Source organism: Mycolicibacterium arcueilense, assembly GCF_058536225.1.
Genome location: NZ_JBZTYL010000009.1, coordinates 26,887 through 42,777, shown reverse-complemented (window position 1 = coordinate 42,777; position 15,891 = coordinate 26,887). Strand labels below are relative to the sequence as shown.

Genomic DNA, 15,891 nt, shown 5'->3' with positions numbered 1-15,891 from the left:
ATGCCGCGGCCGAGCGAGCCGAGCCCCTATGTGGAGTTCGACCGAAGTCAATGGCGTGCACTGCGCATGTCGACACCGCTGAAACTCACCGAGGACGAACTGCTGCGCCTGCGCGGTATGGGCGAGAAACTCGACATCCTCGAGGTCGAAGAGGTCTACCTGCCGCTGGCCCGGTTGATCCATCTTCAGGTCGCCGCCCGCCAGCGGCTGTTCGCCGCGACGGCGGAGTTCCTCGGTGAGCCACAGCAGAATCCGGACCGACCGGTGCCGTTCGTCATCGGCGTCGCCGGCAGTGTCGCGGTCGGGAAGTCGACCACTGCCCGTGTGCTGCAGGCCCTGTTGGCCCGCTGGGGTCACCACCCCCGCGTGGACCTGGTGACGACCGACGGGTTCCTCTACCCGAACAAAGAGCTTCACCGGCGGAACCTCATGCACCGCAAAGGTTTCCCGGAAAGCTACGATCGACGTGCCTTGATGCGGTTCGTCACCGCGGTGAAATCCGGCGCCGACGAGGTCTGCGCGCCGGTGTACTCACACCTGCTCTACGACATCGTGCCCGGTGAGAAGCAGGTGGTCCGGCATCCGGACATCCTCATCCTCGAAGGCCTCAACGTCCTGCAGACCGGTCCGGCCCTGATGATCTCGGACCTGTTCGACTTCTCGGTATACGTCGACGCGCGCATCGAGGACATCGAGAAGTGGTACATCTCGCGGTTCCTGACGATGCGCTCGACGGCGTTCGCCGACCCGGCATCGCACTTCCACCACTACTCGACCCTGACCGACGAGCAGGCGGTGTTCGCGGCCCGCGACATCTGGCATTCCATCAACCGGCCCAACCTGATCGAGAACATCCTGCCGACCCGGCCGCGCGCCACCCTGGTGCTGCGCAAGGACGCCGACCATTCGATCAACCGGCTGCGACTGCGGAAGCTCTAGCCGGTCCCGGCCGGCGTTGCGACCAGCGGCCCGCAGCGCACGTCGAAGCGCTCCCGCACGGTGTCCAGGGTGCGACGCAGATGCTCACGGTCCCGGTGATGGGTCGCCATGAAGCGGGCGGTGGCCGAGAGTTGGCGCGGCATCGGATACCAGCGGTTGAAGTCCAGGCCGCACTCACGGAACACACTGACCGGCACCGCATCCGAAATCAGGCTCAGGTTGTGCTGGGCCAGGGTGAACATCGCGTACACCAACGATTTTTTCGACTTCTGCGCCAGGTCCTGCAGATCGAGCTCATAGAGCGGCACCGTGTTCAACTTGCCCAAAAACATGAGGTGCGTCGCGAAGTAGGCCGCGAATGACGTCAAATGGACAGTGGCGGAACGCAGTTGGATCGACAAAACGGAACCGTCGCCGGAAACATACGGCTCGTAAGGATGCTCGCCTTTGGTGAGATACCCGGTGCAGTTCACGATCCAACTGCCCGGCGTAACGGCTTTTCTGGCCCCGGTGCGGAACACCAGATCGGCGGTACCGTTGCTGTCGACGACGTCGACGAGATGGTCCATCACCACATCGTTCAGACCCGCCGAGATGGTGGTGTTCTCGGCCTCTGACAGGACGCCGGCAACGTAATGATCGGCTTGCTGTGTCGGGCAGGTGCCGTAGGCCGAGCGGAACCAGCGCGCAACCTCGTCCTCGTTGGTGCCATCGAAGAGCCGGGTCATCTCGATGGCCATCTTGGTCAACGAGGTCCCACCGGCCCAGCGCCGGGCACCGGCTGGAAAGAACCGATCCCGGCTGGCGAAGAAGGTGCCCGAGCCCGCCACCATGTTCACTTCGCGTCCCGGGCTCGACGTGATCAGCGCGTGCGCGGTGTCCATGGCGGTCTTGCCGCTGCCGATCACCCACACCGGGGTATTGCTGTCGTGGATCTCCCCCGAGCGGACATCACACGAGTCCGGCGACACCGACCGCACCCGCTCACTGGACAGCTCAAGCGCTTCGTTCGGCATCACCCGCACGCCGTAGGCCTTGATCAATCGGGCGGTCCGGATGGTGCGCAGTTCTCCGTCCCCGTCGCGGCAGGAGACCTGTACGGCACCATCGCTGGTATCCGCGGACTGGAAATCCCAGCCGTAGTGTTCCTCGACCCGTACTCGTTGTCTGATCTGGTGCAGGCAGTAGCTGAAGTGATCGAGCACCTCGGGTTTGGTGGCCAGATAGGAGGGCTCACGGTCAAGGGTCCATTTGATGTTGCCGGCAGTGAACATCGGATGGGGTTGGTGCAGCCGCACATACGGATACGTGTCCACCCACATTCCACCGACCCGGGGACGACGGTCGATCAGGATGATCTTCTGATCGGGTCTGAGGTACGTGCTGGCCACGAACAGCGCGTTCATGCCGCACAGGCCGGCACCGACAATGCAGACGTCACAATCTTCTGGCATCGCGAATCTCCCGGGTAGCGCCGTTTGAGCTCAGTGTGGGCGCATGCGGTCGCCACGCCATGAGTAGTGCGCTACCCGAGTTTCGTCGGCCGGACCGCTCAGGCGCGTTCCCAGCCACCCCAGTCGTTGCCTACGAACCGCTCGCCGTCGGCGATCGAGAAGTGGTACAGGAACACCTGAAGGGCGGGCTGCATGCGTTGGTGCAGTTCGGTCATCGCGGTGACCAGCTCGGGCGTCATCGGATCCTCCCCTTCCGGCTTCTTCGGCGGGATCAGCCCGAGGTGCAGCGCCATCTCCAACTGGTAGAAGGTGAAGTCGCCGTACGGCCGCTTGGGATCACAACCGGGCACCTCCTCGCCGAAATAGGGATCGGACAGTTCCCAACTCATCTGCGCCAGCAGGGTGCGGTGCTGGTCGGTGAAACCGAACTCGCCCGATTCCGGCAGTTGTTCGACGAAGAACGAGTATTCATGGTCGGCCGACGGGCGCTGATATCCGTATTCGCCTGTGGCACAGGCACCGAACCCGGTGGCGATGCGCAGCAGATCGAGGTCGTCGGGTGCGGTATCCCAATCCGGCGGGAAACACGGTGCACCCACTTCGGTGCCGTCCCAGCCGACCTGTACCGATCGCAGCCGCGCGGTGTGCTCGGTCCCCCACTGCAATTCCACCCGGCCATTATCGGTCACAGACAGCGCCCAGAGCCTGGGCTCTGGACGCTGTCCGCGGCAAACGGTCAGGCCGGGATCCGCCGGACCCCGACGTACTGCAGTTCGGCCATCGCCAGCGTGTAGAGGCCGGCGCCGATCACGACCACGACGCCTGCGGTGGTCAGTGCCATCGTGAACACGGCGATCAGGGCGATCACGGTGCATGCCGCGTTGGCGATCACGGTGCCGATGCCTGCGGGACGCACCCGCTCGATGCCGGCCAGGGCGAACACCGCGATGCCGTAGACGACCGAGAAGATGCCGACGCCGTACTCGACGGATTTCGGCAGCCCGGTGAGATCGGCGAAATACCCGGCCGCGGCCAGCAGAGCGATCCCGCTGATACCGACGAGGACTGCGTCGAGCCGCATGGCCAGCCGCAGCAGCGAATCGGTTGCCTTCGTGGTGCCTGCGTATCCGGCGGAGGTGATGGCGGACATGATTCTCCTTCTCTGGTGATTTCCTGGTGATGCATTCGGTTCGAGCGGTGGAGCACGGTGCGGGGATACGCGCCGTAACCTCTTCCGGCAGGCACCCCGCACCGGCTCGGGAGGGAGTCACGCCAGACGGCGCACTCCGCGGTATTGCAGCCAGGCCAGTACTGCGGTGGCACCGACGAATCCGAGAACCAGTTCGATTCCGGTGCCGGTCAACGCCAACCAGCCCGCCACGATGGCGACGACCGTGATGATCGCGAACGCCACGTTGCCGGCGAGGACGCCGATGCCCACCCGCCGGACGCGCGGGATGGCGGCGAGGACGTACAGCAGCGCGCCGTAGCCGACCAGGCCGGCGCCGACGAGCCATCCCGCGGTGGCCGACAGACCCGCGATGCGGGCCAGCTGATCGGCAGCCATCGACACCATCAGGCCGACGCCGGCGCAGACGGTGGCATCGGCGCGCAAGGCGAATCGCAGAAGGGAATCTTTCGAAACCGCTCCGGGTGTGGAGTCGGCCAATGGTTGGTGCAGCGTGGCGGTCATCTCGGGCTCCTCGGCGATGAGGGTGTCGATTGGTGGAACACCTCCGACACTGCTCACCAACCGCTGCCAGATCGACGCCAAACACTGCCAAGCACTGCCAAGCCCAGGTCAGCGCGGTGCAGGTGTCAGTCGTTGGCAGTGACCAGATCGCCGCGCAGATCCGCGGCGATCACGCGGGCCGCCGCGTTCTGCCAGTTGTGCAGGGACCGCTGCGGCACTTCGGTGACCAACCACTGCCAGGCCTGCCGGGCCACCGGGTCCAGCCCGGCGGCGGTGGCGTTCTGCGCATAGGCGCGGACGCCGACGACGTACGGGAAGTAGAGCGAGTTGTAGTGGCGCCACTGCTCGGTGGTGCCGAAGTCGCCGCTCCCCCGCGGCTTGAGTGCGGCGATGCGATCGGCCAGCAGCGCCTTGAGTTCGTTGGCGCGTTCCAGCGGCTGATCCGGTGCCCCGCGTTGAGCCAGCCGGTCGTCGATGGCGGGCAGTGACGTCAGCGGGCTGGCGACCAGCTTGGACAGATCGCCGTAATGGCCGAGTGCGCGCCGGGTGAGCCGGGCGAAGGCGTCGTCGTCGATACCGCCCAACGGGTGGGGAGATCGCAGCGGGAGCGCGGCTTCGGTCTGGCGCAGCGCTTCACGATCGGCGCGCAGATCCGGAGACCGGGAGAAGGCGAGCCGGTCGAGCAGCCCGGCCAGCGGATCGGCCAGCACCTCCACCGCGACCGCGACCGCCAGGCTCGTGAACAGCAGGATGGTCATGACGGTGCGGCCGGTCCCGGCGTCGAGCACGACCATGCCGACCAGGGCCTGGACGGCGAACGGGACCGCGATCACCAACGTGCCGATGATCGAGCGGCGCATGTCCGCGCGTAGCGCCTGGCCCTCGTCGAAGGCATCCCAGATCGCGACCGCGACACCGAGCAGGGCGACGTCGAATCCGGTCGACGCCAGCGCGAGCCAGCTCGGCACCAGGCCCAGCGGGATCACCAGGATCGCGTTGCCGAGGGCGAAGAACAGCGTCGCGACGATGATGAACCCCACCACCGACCCGGGCTTGGCGCCGCCGAGCACGGCCTTGACCATGGCGCCCAGCGAGGACAGCGAGATCACCGCGAACATCACCCAGTGGCCGGTCCGCAACGGCCCGTCGACGCTGCCCGCGAGGCCCGCACCGGCGAGGGCCAGCACCGCGACGGCGAAGATCGCGGCGATCTCACCGGCACGGGACCGGAAGGTATCGGCCGGGCGGGCCAGTTCCACCATGACCGCGAACCAGGCGATACCCGGCAGCGCCACCAGGTAAATCTCGATACGGCTGAGCACTTCCGAGCCGGTGACCAACCGGACCGCGTCCAGCGCGACGACCACCGCGAAGCTGGTCAGCCCGATCGCCGCGAGGACGAGGACGGGCTTACGCGGATCACGGGCGAGCAGGTAGAGACCCAGCCACCAGCTGAGCGTGAAGACCACTGCCGACAGCGCAGCCATATGTTCAGTTTGGCACTACTTGCCGAAGCGGCGATGCCTGGCCGTGTAATCGCGCAGAGCACGCAGGAAGTCGACGCGCCGGAAGGCGGGCCAGTACGCCTCGGTGAACCACATCTCCGAATATGCGCTCTGCCACAACAGGAATCCGCTGAGCCGTTGCTCACCCGAGGTGCGGATGACGAGGTCCGGGTCGGGTTGGCCTGAGGTGTAAAGGTTCTCCGAGATCCCGTCGACCGTGACGGCTTCGACGAGTTGCTCGGCGGTGGCACCGTTGGCCAGTTCCTTCGACAACAGCGAGCGCACGGCGTCGACGATCTCCTGGCGGCCGCCGTAGGCGACGGCGACGTTCACGTGGAACTTGCCGCCCCTGCCGTTGGTCGATTCGACGGCCTCACGCAGTCGGCGGGCCGGTTCCTCCCCCAACAACTCCAGGTCACCGACGGTACGCACGGTCCAGGTGTTCGTCGGGGCGCAGATCTCCTCGACCACGTCGGTGATGATCTCGAGCAGGGCGGACAGCTCGTCGGGATCGCGCTGCAGGTTTTCGGTCGACAATAGGTAGACCGTCGTCATCTCGATGCCCGCGGCCTGGCACCAGCGCAACATCTCGGCGATCTTGGCCGCGCCCATCCGGTAGCCGATGCTGACATCGTCGTAACCTGCGTCACGCGCCCAACGGCGGTTGCCGTCGCACAACACCGCGATGTGGCGGGGCAGTTCGGATCTGGACTGCGCCAGTTCCTGACGCAACCGCATCTCGTAGAGCCGATAGGCCGGTTCCTTGAGCCGCGGGGGAATGATGTCCACGAGAGTCCAGACTACTGTGAACGTCGGGGTACACCACGGTTCTCAATGGAGGTGACATGACTGCGCCGACCGGTAGCACCAAGCCCTACCGCTCTGCGGCCGCCCTGAACCGGCCCGCAGAAGATCTGCCCGAGGCCGTCGCCGAAGGCGTCGCCCAGTTCCTCGGCAAGCCGCGGGCACGGGGCTGGATCCACGTCTACTCGGCCATCGTCGCGTTCATCGCCGGGGCAGCTCTGGTGTCGGTGTCGTGGTCGGTGGAGTCCACCCGCGCGGGCCTTGCGACCCTGCTCTACACCTTCACTATCGTGGCGATGTTCACCGTCAGCGGCACCTATCACCGGGTGAACTGGAAATCCGCGAGCGCACGCAAATGGATGAAGCGCGCCGACCACTCGATGATCTTCATCTTCATCGCGGGCAGCTACACCCCGTTCGCACTGCTGGCCCTGCCCGAATCCAAAGGCATGGTGCTGTTCTGGATCGTCTGGGGTGGAGCGATCGCCGGTGTGCTGCTCAAGATGTTCTGGCCGTCGGCACCACGCTGGCTGGGCGTGCCCCTCTACATCCTGTTGGGCTGGGTCGCGGCCTGGTTCATCGGGCCGATCATGAACGGTGCCGGCGTGGCCGCAGTGGTGCTGCTGATCGTCGGCGGTGCGCTCTACAGCATCGGCGGCGTGCTCTACGCGCTCAAGTGGCCCAACCCGTGGCCGACGACGTTCGGCCATCACGAGTTCTTCCACGCCTGCACGGCGGTAGCGGCGATCTGCCACTACATCGCCATGTGGTTCGCCGTCTTCTGAGGCCACGAAAAAGCCCCGCACCACCGAAGCGGTGCGGGGCTCCGCAAATCTGTCAGAGCTGCGTGATGTCGGCCGCCGACCAGTAGGCCTTCATGCCGGTGATCTTGCCCTCGGCGTCGAACGTCATGACCTCCATGGGTTCGATGCGCATCGCTCCCCCGACGACGATCGCGAACAGGAAGGCCGCCTCGTGCCCGCCCGGGCGGAACTTGAGCAGCTCGGTCGTGATCTCGGCGCCCGCCGCGGTCAGGTTCTTGTAGAAGCCCTCGATCGCCTGACGCCCGATGTGCACCTCGCCGCTGCCCACCGGATCCTCCAGCGTCGCGTCGTCGGCGTACAGCGCGGCGACCTCGGCGGCGGAACCGCCCGCGACCGTGTCGAGGTAACGCTTGACGAAGGACTCCAGGGCTGCGGCATCGTGGCTCATGGCCGCGAGGCTACACGGCGCCACTTCCGCCGTCCGGCGGTTGACCGCCCAGCGAGACAGCCAGGTCGCCGACCGCCGTGACGGGCAGGTCACAGACCGTCCCGCGGCACACGTACGCGGCGTCGGCGCCGTCCACCCGGTCGCGTCCCTTGAGCAGCTCCGAAGAATCGACAGCACCGCCGACAACCAGCGCCCCACCGGGCGCCAACCGGCGCGCAGCCTCCAGCAGAGGCGACGACGGATCCCCGGCCACCGCGATCTGGATCGGCCCGCGTACCTGGGCTTCGGCCACCGCCAGCCAATGCCCGCCCGAGCGGGCCGCGCGGGCCAGGATCGGCGTGGCCGACGACAAAGTCGCCTGCGCCGCATCGACATAGCGCTGCGAGCCGGTCAGGTATCCCGCCGCCTGCAGGGCCTCGGCGATCAGCGACGCGCCCGACGGTGTGGCGCCGTCGATCGGGTCGGCGGGACGCACCATGAGTTGCTCGGCGTCGTCGGCGGTGTCGAACCAGCGGCCCGGCTGATCGGGGTCCGCGAAATGTTCGAGCGCGACATCCAAGAGCCGCACGGCCTCGTTCAGCCCGAACCCGGTGAGCTGGTACAGCGTCAGCAATGCGGTGGCCAGCGCCGCGTGATCCTCCAGGATCGCCGCACTCTCGCCGACCCTGCCACCCAGACTGGCCCGGCGTAGCCGCCCGTCCACCACGTGCAGCTCCAGCAGCCGGCGTCCACATTCTACTGCCGCAGAAAGCAGTTCGGGACTTTCGAGCGCCACCGAGGCTTCTGCCAGCGCGGTGATGGCCAGGCCGTTCCAGGCGGTCACCACCTTGTCGTCGCGGGCCGGCTGGGGCCGCAGGGCGCGGGCCGCCGACAGCTTCGCGCGCACCGACTCGAAGCGGGCAGTGTCGTCGGGATCGCGGTGCAGTTGCAGCACCGAAGCACCGTGCTCGAACGTGCCGTGCGCGGTGACCCCGAAAAGGGAAGCGGCCCAAGCTCCGTCGTCCTCACCCAGGACGGAGCGCAGTTCGGCCGGTGTCCACACATAGGTCAGCCCTTCGCGCCCACCGGCGTCGGCGTCCAGCGAGGAGGTGAACATGGCACCGGCACCCAGGTCCGCGATGAGGAACCCGGCCGTCTCCGCAGTCACCCTGCGCGCCAACGGATCCCCGGTCCGCCGGGCCAGATGCGCATAGGCCCGCAACAGCAGCGCATTGTCGTACAGCATCTTCTCGAAGTGCGGCACCACCCAGTGCGGGTCGACACTGTAGCGGGCGAATCCCCCGGCCAGCTGGTCGTAGATGCCACCGCGGGCCATGGCCGCACACGTACGCTCGACAGCCGCCAACGCCGCCAACGAACCCGTGCGTTCGTGGTGGCGCAGCAACCCTTCCAACAACGCCGCGGGCGGGAACTTGGGCGCACCGCCAAAGCCGCCGTGCGCCACGTCCTCGTCGTTCAGCACGGCGGCCACCGCGTGATTGCACAATTCGGGTCCGACCGGCGACCCACCGCCTGGCAACCCGGCCGACATCGAGCGCAGTTCGGTGGCGATCTGATCGGAGGCGCGCTCGACCTCGTCGCGCCGGTCCCGCCAGGTTTCGGCGACGGCGTCCAACAGTTGCAGGAATCCGAGCTTCGGGTAGTAGGTGCCGCAGAAGAACGGCCGACCGTCCGGGGTGAGGAAGCAGGTCATGGGCCAGCCGCCCTGCCCGGTCAAGGCGACGGTCGCGTTCATGTAGACCGCGTCCAGATCGGGACGTTCCTCGCGGTCGACCTTGATGCAGACGAACCCGTCGTTGAGCACGGCGGCTACATCGGCATCTTCGAACGATTCATGCGCCATCACATGGCACCAGTGGCAGGCCGCATATCCGATGGACAGCAGGATGGGGACGTCCCGCGAGGCCGCTTCTGCGAGCGCCTCGGGCGTCCACTCTCGCCAGTGCACCGGGTTGTCGGCGTGCTGGCGAAGGTACGGGCTGGTGGACCCGCCGAGCGTGTTACCCGCTACCCGGCTCACGGGGCTGACTCTGATGGTCATCGGCGACGTTCTCGACCGCCTCGCCGTCACCGGCACCGTCGGCAGTGCCCTCGTCGGCGGCCTGGTCGGGCTCGGGATGTTCCCGGTCGAAGGACTCGGGCAGCTTGCGCAGGTGACGGTTCATCGACCACACCAGCGCGAAGGTGCCGATCAGCAGCGCGACCGTGACGAGCAAGCCGAGCGGAGTTGCCTTACCGAACTCCGGCCCGGTATTTCGCGGCTCGTCGGCGAGCAGTGTGATCACTGCGGTCAAAGTGTCGATCATTTCTCAATCCCGGTGAACAGGTCGTCTTCCGGCAGATTCACCGGCACACGCGACCGCGCCAACTCGAACTCCTCAGTCGGCCAGAGCCGCTGCTGCCACTCGATCGGCGCATGGAAGAAATCGCCTTTCGGGTCGATCTGGGTCGCGTGCGCGCGCAGCGCGTCGTCGCGCTGACTGAAGTACTCCGAGCATTCAACACGGGTGGTCACCCGGTTGGCGAACGGGTCGTGGTCCGGGTCCCAGTGTTCCAGCCATTTGCCGAAGGGACCCTGCCGACCATACTTGGCGAACTCGTCCTGCAGCAGCTGCATGCGCTCACGCAGGAAGCCGTGGTTGTAGTACAGCTTCGAGACGTTCCACGGAGCCCCGGCCTCCGGGTACAGCCGGTAGTCGGCGGCCGCCTCATAGGCCGCCACCGAGACCTCGTGGCAGCGGATGTGGTCTGGATGGGGGTAGCCACCGTTCTCGTCATAGGTGGTCAGCACGTGCGGTTGGAACTCCCGGATCACCCGGACCAGGCGGCTGACCGGCTCGGCCAGCGGCACACGCGCGAAACAGTCGTCCGGCAGCGGCGGCAACGGATCGCCCTCGGGCAGGCCCGAGTCGACGAATCCCAGCCAGTGGTGTTCGACGCCGAGGATCTCGGCGGCCTTGGCCATCTCGTCACGGCGCACCTCGGTGATCCGGCCGTGTACCTCGGGGAGGTCCATCGCCGGATTGAGTATGTCTCCGCGCTCGCCGCCGGTGAGCGTCACGACCATGACGCGCACACCTTCGGCTGCATAGCGCGCGGTGGTAGCCGCACCCTTGCTGGACTCGTCGTCCGGGTGGGCATGCACCGCCATCAACCGCAGTTCGCTCATTTCGCTTTCATCTAACTACGGCGTCCTCTTACCTAATCCCTGTACCCAAACCTTCAGCCCGCTCCCTGGGCTGCGGTGACGGATTCGTCTGGCCCTATAGTTCCAGTTCTGATGATCGAACGCCCCGCCGCCCGCTACGGATCCCGCCAATTGTCCCGCCGGACCCGGCGATGGATCACGTTCGCGCTGGTCGGCGTGGTGGTCGTGGCCGGTGTGATCCTGGCGGTCGTGGCCTTCCAGCGGTTGGGCACGGGCGAGGTGAAAGGCGAGCTCTCGGCCTACGAACTGATCGACAACCAGACCGTTTCGGTGACGATCGGGGTGACCCGGCCTGACCCGTCGACGCCTGTGGTCTGCATCGTCCGGGCCCGTTCGATCGACGGGAGCGAAACCGGGCGACGCGAAATCCTGGTGGGTCCGTCCGATCAGCGGGTGGTGCAGGTGACTGCCGAAGTGAAATCGAGTCGACCCCCCGTGATGGGCGACGTCTACGGTTGCGGGACGGATGTGCCGTCCTACCTGGTAGCGCCCTGAATTTGACGCTCGCAACAAACGTCGAACAGCCATTACGTGAAGATTCGTCGGCTACTCGGTGGTACGATTGTGCGATACACGGTTCCTCGCTGGGGCCGTGTATTGCTGCATTAGCACTCAGTTAGGTGCTTACGTCCGCGGCAATACATGCGCATGCCCCGGCCCGGAAACGACGGACTTCGTACGCGAGGAAGGCGCAAGAGCGCCGCGAGGGCAAGCAAGACAGAAGGAGCACAAGAACATGACCGATACACAGGTCACCTGGCTCACTCAGGACGCATTCGACCGGTTGAAGGCGGAGCTGGATCAGCTGATCGCCAACCGGCCGGTGATCGCCGCCGAGATCAACGACCGTCGCGAAGAGGGCGACCTGCGCGAGAACGGTGGCTACCACGCCGCCCGCGAGGAGCAGGGCCAGCAGGAGGCCCGCATCCGCCAGCTGCAGGAGCTGCTCAACAACGCCAAGGTCGGTGAGGCACCCAAGCAGTCCGGTGTCGCGCTGCCCGGTTCGGTCGTCAAGGTGTACTACGACGACGACAAGAAGGACACCGAGACGTTCCTGATCGCCACCCGCCAGGAGGGCATCAGCGACGGCAAGCTCGAGGTGTACTCCCCCAACTCACCGCTGGGCAGTGCACTGCTCGATGCCAAGGTCGGCGAGTCGCGCACCTACACCGTGCCGAACGGCAACACCGTCAAGGTCACCCTGGTCAGCGCCGAGCCCTATCACGACTGACGGGTCGAGGGGCGGGGGGAACACGGGGAAACAGTACAGTCGGGGAAATGGCGCAAATCGCCGAAGACCTGTTCTTGCTGTTGCTGGACAACGCAGCCGCGCAGCCCGCACTTGATCGGCATCGCAGGGAGAAAGTACTCAGCGCGGCAGTCCTGCTGGATCTGGCGTATGCCTGCCGGATCCGTCCTGCCATGGCAGGCGAACCGATCGAGGCCGGCCGCCTGATCGCATTGGCCGGTGACTGGCCCGCCGATCCGGTCGGCGATCCGGCGTTCGAACTACTGCAACGCCGGCCGCTTCCGGCCGAGACCGCACTGGCCAAGCTCAGCAGGCACTCCCAAGCCAACCTGGAACAGCATCTCGAACGGATCGGGCTGGTCCGCCGAGTCCGCATGCCCGGTAAGGGCTTTCCGGGCAAGTCGGTGTACTGCTGGCCGTTGACCAGCCGGGAGCGGGTCAGCCAGGCCCGGGCAGCGCTGCTGGCGGCGTTGTTCGACGGGCACAACCCGGTACCCGCGATCGCCGCGATCATCTGCCTGTTGCATGCGGTCGACGGCCTGGGCGCGATTCTCAGCCTCAACGACCGGGGCTGGCGCTGGGTGCATGCCCGGTCCACCGAAATCGCAACGGGCATCTGGGTGGACGAGACCGCGTCGGCACTGCCGGAGATGAATCTGGCAGTGACGACGTCGGCGTTACGTCCGGCCCTGATGGCCTAGCGCGCGGCGCTACTTACCGAGGGCCTGCTCCAGGTCGGCCAGCAGGTCGGCGGCATGCTCGATACCCACCGACAGCCGCACCAGGTTGTCAGGGACCTCGAGCTGCGAGCCTGCGGTCGACGCATGCGTCATGGCCCCTGGGTACTCGATCAACGACTCCACCCCGCCGAGCGACTCGGCGAGAATGAAAAGCTCAGTACGCGAGCACAATTCACGTGCCGCCCGGGGCCCACCCCGGAGCTGCAGGCTCACCATGCCGCCGAAGCCCGACATCTGCCGCGCCGCCACATCGTGGTTCGGGTGACTGGCCAGACCTGGGTAGAGCACGGTCTCGACAGCGGGGTGCCCGTCGAGGAATTCGGCTATCAGCGCAGCGTTTTCACTGTGCTGACGCATGCGCAGCACCAGCGTCTTGAGCCCGCGCATGGTCAGGTACGCGTCGAAAGGCCCCGGCACCGCACCGGCACCGTTCTGCAGGAATGCGAATGCCGCGTCGAGTTCCTCGTCGTTGGTCAGCAGCGCACCGCCCACCACATCCGAGTGCCCACCGATGTACTTGGTGGTCGAATGGAGCACGATGTCGGCGCCGAGCAACAGCGGCTGCTGCAGCGCAGGCGAGGCAAACGTGTTGTCCACCAACACCTTGACCCCGGAGGACGACGCGATCTGGACGATCCCCGGGATGTCGGCCACGCTCAGCAGCGGGTTGGTGGGCGTCTCGACCCAGATCAGCCGGGTCCGCGGGGTGAGGGCCGAACGCACGGCGTCCAGATCGCTGAGCGGGACCGGGGTGTGAGTGACGTTCCACTGCGAGAACACCTTGTCGATGAGGCGGAACGTGCCGCCGTAGGCATCGTCGGGAATCACCACGTGGTCGCCCGGCCGCAGCACCGCGCGCAGCGCACAGTCCGTGGCGGCCATACCCGAGGCGAAGGCCCGCCCGTAGGCGGCTTCCTCGACGGCCGCCAGTGCCGCTTCCAGAGCCTGCCGGGTCGGGTTGCCGGTGCGGGCGTACTCGAATCCGCCGCGCAGCCCGCCGACGCCGTCCTGGGCGAAGGTCGAGCTGGCGTAGATCGGGGTGTTGACGGCTCCGGTGCCCGGGTCGGGTCGGTAACCGGCGTGGATGGCTTTTGTGGCCAGACCGTGCCACCTGCGCTGTTCACTCATAACGTGTCGAGCCTATCGCGGCCGCTCAGTTTCGCAGCTTTCGTCCGTACTGGTCAGGAACTGACCGGCTGAACATCATGACCGCATCCACCAGAGCCCAGATCCCGACGCCGGCGAGGAGGAAGACCCCGACGAAAAGAATCGCCGTGAGTATGCCGAGAATCGTCAGCCCCAGTTGGATCGCGCCGATAGTGGTGGAGCCGATGTAGAAACGCCCGACACCGAAGCCGCCGAAAAACAGCTGCAACAGACCGGCGGTGACGGCCGATTTGTCTGACAGCGGCTCCCCGGTCTGCGGGTCGCGACCGAACGGCGCCGACGGGTCGGCGGAATAGCCGCCGTAGGGCTGCTGCTGCCCGGGGTAGCCGGCCGGGAAACCCTGTGGCGGATAGCCTGCGGGTGGGCCTTGAGTCGGATAACCGCCGAACTGCGGAACGCCCTGCGGCGGCGGGAATTGCGGCGGCACCGCCGGGGGCGGCGTTCCGTACATGTCTCCGGAGTACATGTCTCCGGGCTGATTTGGTGTCGACATTGGGCCCCGACTTTCTCGAATACACCGAACTCCGCTGTGGATCCGGCGGCGGCAGGCTAGCTGAAATGATGTCACGGAACACAGCGCCCACGGCGCAGGCATTTCTGCCGTACGCGCCGCGGGCGCTGAGGTCGGTTCTGCCTATGGGGTCAGGGGTGCCACCGGGCCACCGCTGAGCCGACGCCAGGCGTACACCTCGATGAGGAGGATCAACGGCACCGCCACGATGAGGCCGAGCCCACAGGGAATCATGCCGATGAAGGCGATGACTCCCATGACGAGTGCCGTCAGCAGCACCGTGCCGAAATTGGCCTTCGCGAGGTCGAAGCTCGCCTTGACCGCATCGACGCCGCTGAGATTGCGGTCCACCGCCGCGACCGTGGTGAACAGAAACAGGGTGGCAAGGACCACCGATACGACGAACGACAACAGCATGAACACAAAGATCCACGCGCCGATCAGGAACGTGGGCGCGAACAGCACCAGGTTGGCCAGGAACGAGATCACACCGACGATCACCGTCGCGAGGATGACGTTGCCGACGTTGCGCGGCTTGAAGAACGAACCGATCGTCACCGGTTGGCCATTGGCGATGTCGAGCATTCCGGCGGTATACCCCGCTGCGATCCAGCCACCGACCACCAACAGCACGATCGAGCCGATGAACATGACGATGCTGCCCCCGGTCCCCAAGTCGCTCGAAGCCGAGTAGCTGAAGCCGTCCTGATAGGACTCGTACCTACTGGTCGAGTCCGGCGCGATCGCATAGGCGATGCCGTAGAAGATGCCGTAGACGACGCCTGCAATCAGGCCGTACAGCAGCGTCGGCACGATCAGTTCAGCCGGATGCTTGAGGAACTTGTTCCAGGCCCACGAGAAGGCGTCACCGATGCTGTACGGCGCGCCACCGAATCCAGGCCCGCCCGCAGGCGGGTAGCCGGGAGCACCGTAACCGGGCGGCGGGTAACCGCCCGGGGATGGGTAACCGCCAGGAGGCGGGTAGCCGCCGGGAGGCGGTGGATAGCCACCGCCCTGCGGCGGAGGCGGCGGGTAGCCACCGCTTTGCGGGGGAGGCGGATAGCCACCCTGATGAGGCGGCGGCGGGGGCGGGTAGCCACCGCCCTGCGGGGGAGGCGGCGGTGGATAACTACCACCCTGCGGCGGAGGCGGCGGCGCGAAACCGCCGTGCTGGGGCGGAGGCGGATAGCCCCCCTCCGGCGGCGGCGGGTAATTCCCGGGCGGGGGCGGTTGATCGGTCACGTCGAAAGCTCTCCTCATCTCGGATAGCGCGCCGCGGGCGGACGCTACGTTCTGCCAGCACCTATACAGACAGACTGCTCCACAGGCAGATTACGCACCGTCAACGCCCTTTGACAGGACAACACGAGCGTATTCGCCGGGCACAGTGGGCCGGTCTCCACCGCGGG

General features: G+C 66.5%; 18 protein-coding genes. 5 read left to right on the top strand and 13 right to left on the bottom strand.

From position 1 onward, the window contains the following. Complete coding sequence (gene coaA, locus AC4LGL_RS14780) at positions 1–939, top strand: type I pantothenate kinase (protein WP_491839411.1); 939 nt, start codon at positions 1–3, stop codon at positions 937–939. On the opposite strand, the gene AC4LGL_RS14775 is transcribed toward coaA, so the two are convergent. The 6 genes from AC4LGL_RS14775 to AC4LGL_RS14750 all read right to left on the bottom strand — a co-directional run bounded on the left by AC4LGL_RS14775 (position 936) and on the right by AC4LGL_RS14750 (position 6,380). Continuing rightward, positions 936–2,393 (bottom strand): NAD(P)/FAD-dependent oxidoreductase, encoded by a 1,458-nt coding sequence (locus AC4LGL_RS14775; RefSeq protein WP_491839410.1) that lies wholly within the window; start codon positions 2,391–2,393, stop codon positions 936–938. The two genes, coaA and AC4LGL_RS14775, sit on opposite strands and share 4 nt — an antisense overlap. A 98-nt stretch (positions 2,394–2,491) precedes the next feature. Next, positions 2,492–3,064 (bottom strand): hypothetical protein, encoded by a 573-nt coding sequence (locus AC4LGL_RS14770; RefSeq protein ID WP_491839409.1) that lies wholly within the window; start codon positions 3,062–3,064, stop codon positions 2,492–2,494. A gap of 65 nt (positions 3,065–3,129) precedes the next feature. Then, positions 3,130–3,543 (bottom strand): hypothetical protein, encoded by a 414-nt coding sequence (locus tag AC4LGL_RS14765; protein ID WP_491839408.1) that lies wholly within the window; start codon positions 3,541–3,543, stop codon positions 3,130–3,132. Positions 3,544–3,660: 117 nt separating this feature from the next. Beyond that, a complete protein-coding gene (locus AC4LGL_RS14760; protein ID WP_491839466.1) occupies positions 3,661–4,086 on the bottom strand; it encodes a hypothetical protein in 426 nt (141 codons plus the stop codon). 125 nt (positions 4,087–4,211) lie between these two features. Next, a complete protein-coding gene (locus AC4LGL_RS14755) occupies positions 4,212–5,573 on the bottom strand; it encodes a hypothetical protein (RefSeq protein ID WP_491839407.1) in 1,362 nt (453 codons plus the stop codon). A 15-nt stretch (positions 5,574–5,588) separates the two neighbouring features. Continuing rightward, positions 5,589–6,380, bottom strand: a complete 792-nt coding sequence (locus AC4LGL_RS14750; RefSeq protein ID WP_055116753.1) for a (2Z,6E)-farnesyl diphosphate synthase — start codon at positions 6,378–6,380, stop codon at positions 5,589–5,591. Between the two features lie 56 nt (positions 6,381–6,436). Here AC4LGL_RS14750 and trhA point away from each other — a divergent pair, with 56 nt between their 5' ends. Beyond that, complete coding sequence (gene trhA / locus AC4LGL_RS14745) at positions 6,437–7,180, top strand: PAQR family membrane homeostasis protein TrhA (protein WP_491839406.1); 744 nt, start codon at positions 6,437–6,439, stop codon at positions 7,178–7,180. A 52-nt stretch (positions 7,181–7,232) separates the two neighbouring features. On the opposite strand, the gene AC4LGL_RS14740 is transcribed toward trhA, so the two are convergent. The 4 genes from AC4LGL_RS14740 to mca are packed head-to-tail and all read right to left on the bottom strand — an operon-like array spanning position 7,233 to position 10,776. Beyond that, a complete protein-coding gene (locus AC4LGL_RS14740; protein WP_491839405.1) occupies positions 7,233–7,607 on the bottom strand; it encodes a nuclear transport factor 2 family protein in 375 nt (124 codons plus the stop codon). A 10-nt stretch (positions 7,608–7,617) separates the two neighbouring features. Then, positions 7,618–9,648, bottom strand: coding sequence for a thioredoxin domain-containing protein (locus tag AC4LGL_RS14735; protein ID WP_491839404.1), 2,031 nt, complete (start codon positions 9,646–9,648; stop codon positions 7,618–7,620). Further along, a complete protein-coding gene (locus AC4LGL_RS14730; RefSeq protein WP_491839403.1) occupies positions 9,608–9,913 on the bottom strand; it encodes a hypothetical protein in 306 nt (101 codons plus the stop codon). Before AC4LGL_RS14730 ends, AC4LGL_RS14735 begins: the two co-directional genes overlap by 41 nt. Further along, complete coding sequence (gene mca, locus AC4LGL_RS14725; RefSeq protein WP_491839402.1) at positions 9,910–10,776, bottom strand: mycothiol conjugate amidase Mca; 867 nt, start codon at positions 10,774–10,776, stop codon at positions 9,910–9,912. Before mca ends, AC4LGL_RS14730 begins: the two co-directional genes overlap by 4 nt. Before the next feature lie 111 nt (positions 10,777–10,887). Here mca and AC4LGL_RS14720 point away from each other — a divergent pair, with 111 nt between their 5' ends. The 3 genes from AC4LGL_RS14720 to AC4LGL_RS14710 all read left to right on the top strand — a co-directional run bounded on the left by AC4LGL_RS14720 (position 10,888) and on the right by AC4LGL_RS14710 (position 12,765). Further along, positions 10,888–11,310 (top strand): DUF4307 domain-containing protein, encoded by a 423-nt coding sequence (locus tag AC4LGL_RS14720; RefSeq protein ID WP_055116761.1) that lies wholly within the window; start codon positions 10,888–10,890, stop codon positions 11,308–11,310. 241 nt (positions 11,311–11,551) lie between these two features. Beyond that, positions 11,552–12,046, top strand: a complete 495-nt coding sequence (gene greA / locus AC4LGL_RS14715; RefSeq protein WP_491839401.1) for a transcription elongation factor GreA — start codon at positions 11,552–11,554, stop codon at positions 12,044–12,046. Positions 12,047–12,093: 47 nt separating this feature from the next. Then, positions 12,094–12,765: a GOLPH3/VPS74 family protein gene (locus AC4LGL_RS14710; protein WP_491839400.1), complete on the top strand. Its 672-nt coding sequence runs from the start codon at positions 12,094–12,096 to the stop codon at positions 12,763–12,765. A 9-nt stretch (positions 12,766–12,774) separates the two neighbouring features. On the opposite strand, the gene AC4LGL_RS14705 is transcribed toward AC4LGL_RS14710, so the two are convergent. The 3 genes from AC4LGL_RS14705 to AC4LGL_RS14695 form a co-directional block, all read right to left on the bottom strand. Further along, entirely contained in the window at positions 12,775–13,932 is a 1,158-nt protein-coding gene (locus AC4LGL_RS14705) for a cystathionine gamma-synthase (RefSeq protein ID WP_055116764.1), read from the bottom strand. A 25-nt stretch (positions 13,933–13,957) separates the two neighbouring features. Continuing rightward, on the bottom strand, positions 13,958–14,464 hold the full coding sequence (locus AC4LGL_RS14700; protein WP_491839399.1) for an NINE protein: 507 nt from the start codon (positions 14,462–14,464) through the stop codon (positions 13,958–13,960). Between the two features lie 141 nt (positions 14,465–14,605). Beyond that, positions 14,606–15,724, bottom strand: a complete 1,119-nt coding sequence (locus AC4LGL_RS14695; RefSeq protein WP_491839398.1) for a DUF2189 domain-containing protein — start codon at positions 15,722–15,724, stop codon at positions 14,606–14,608. Positions 15,725–15,891 lie beyond the last annotated feature (167 nt).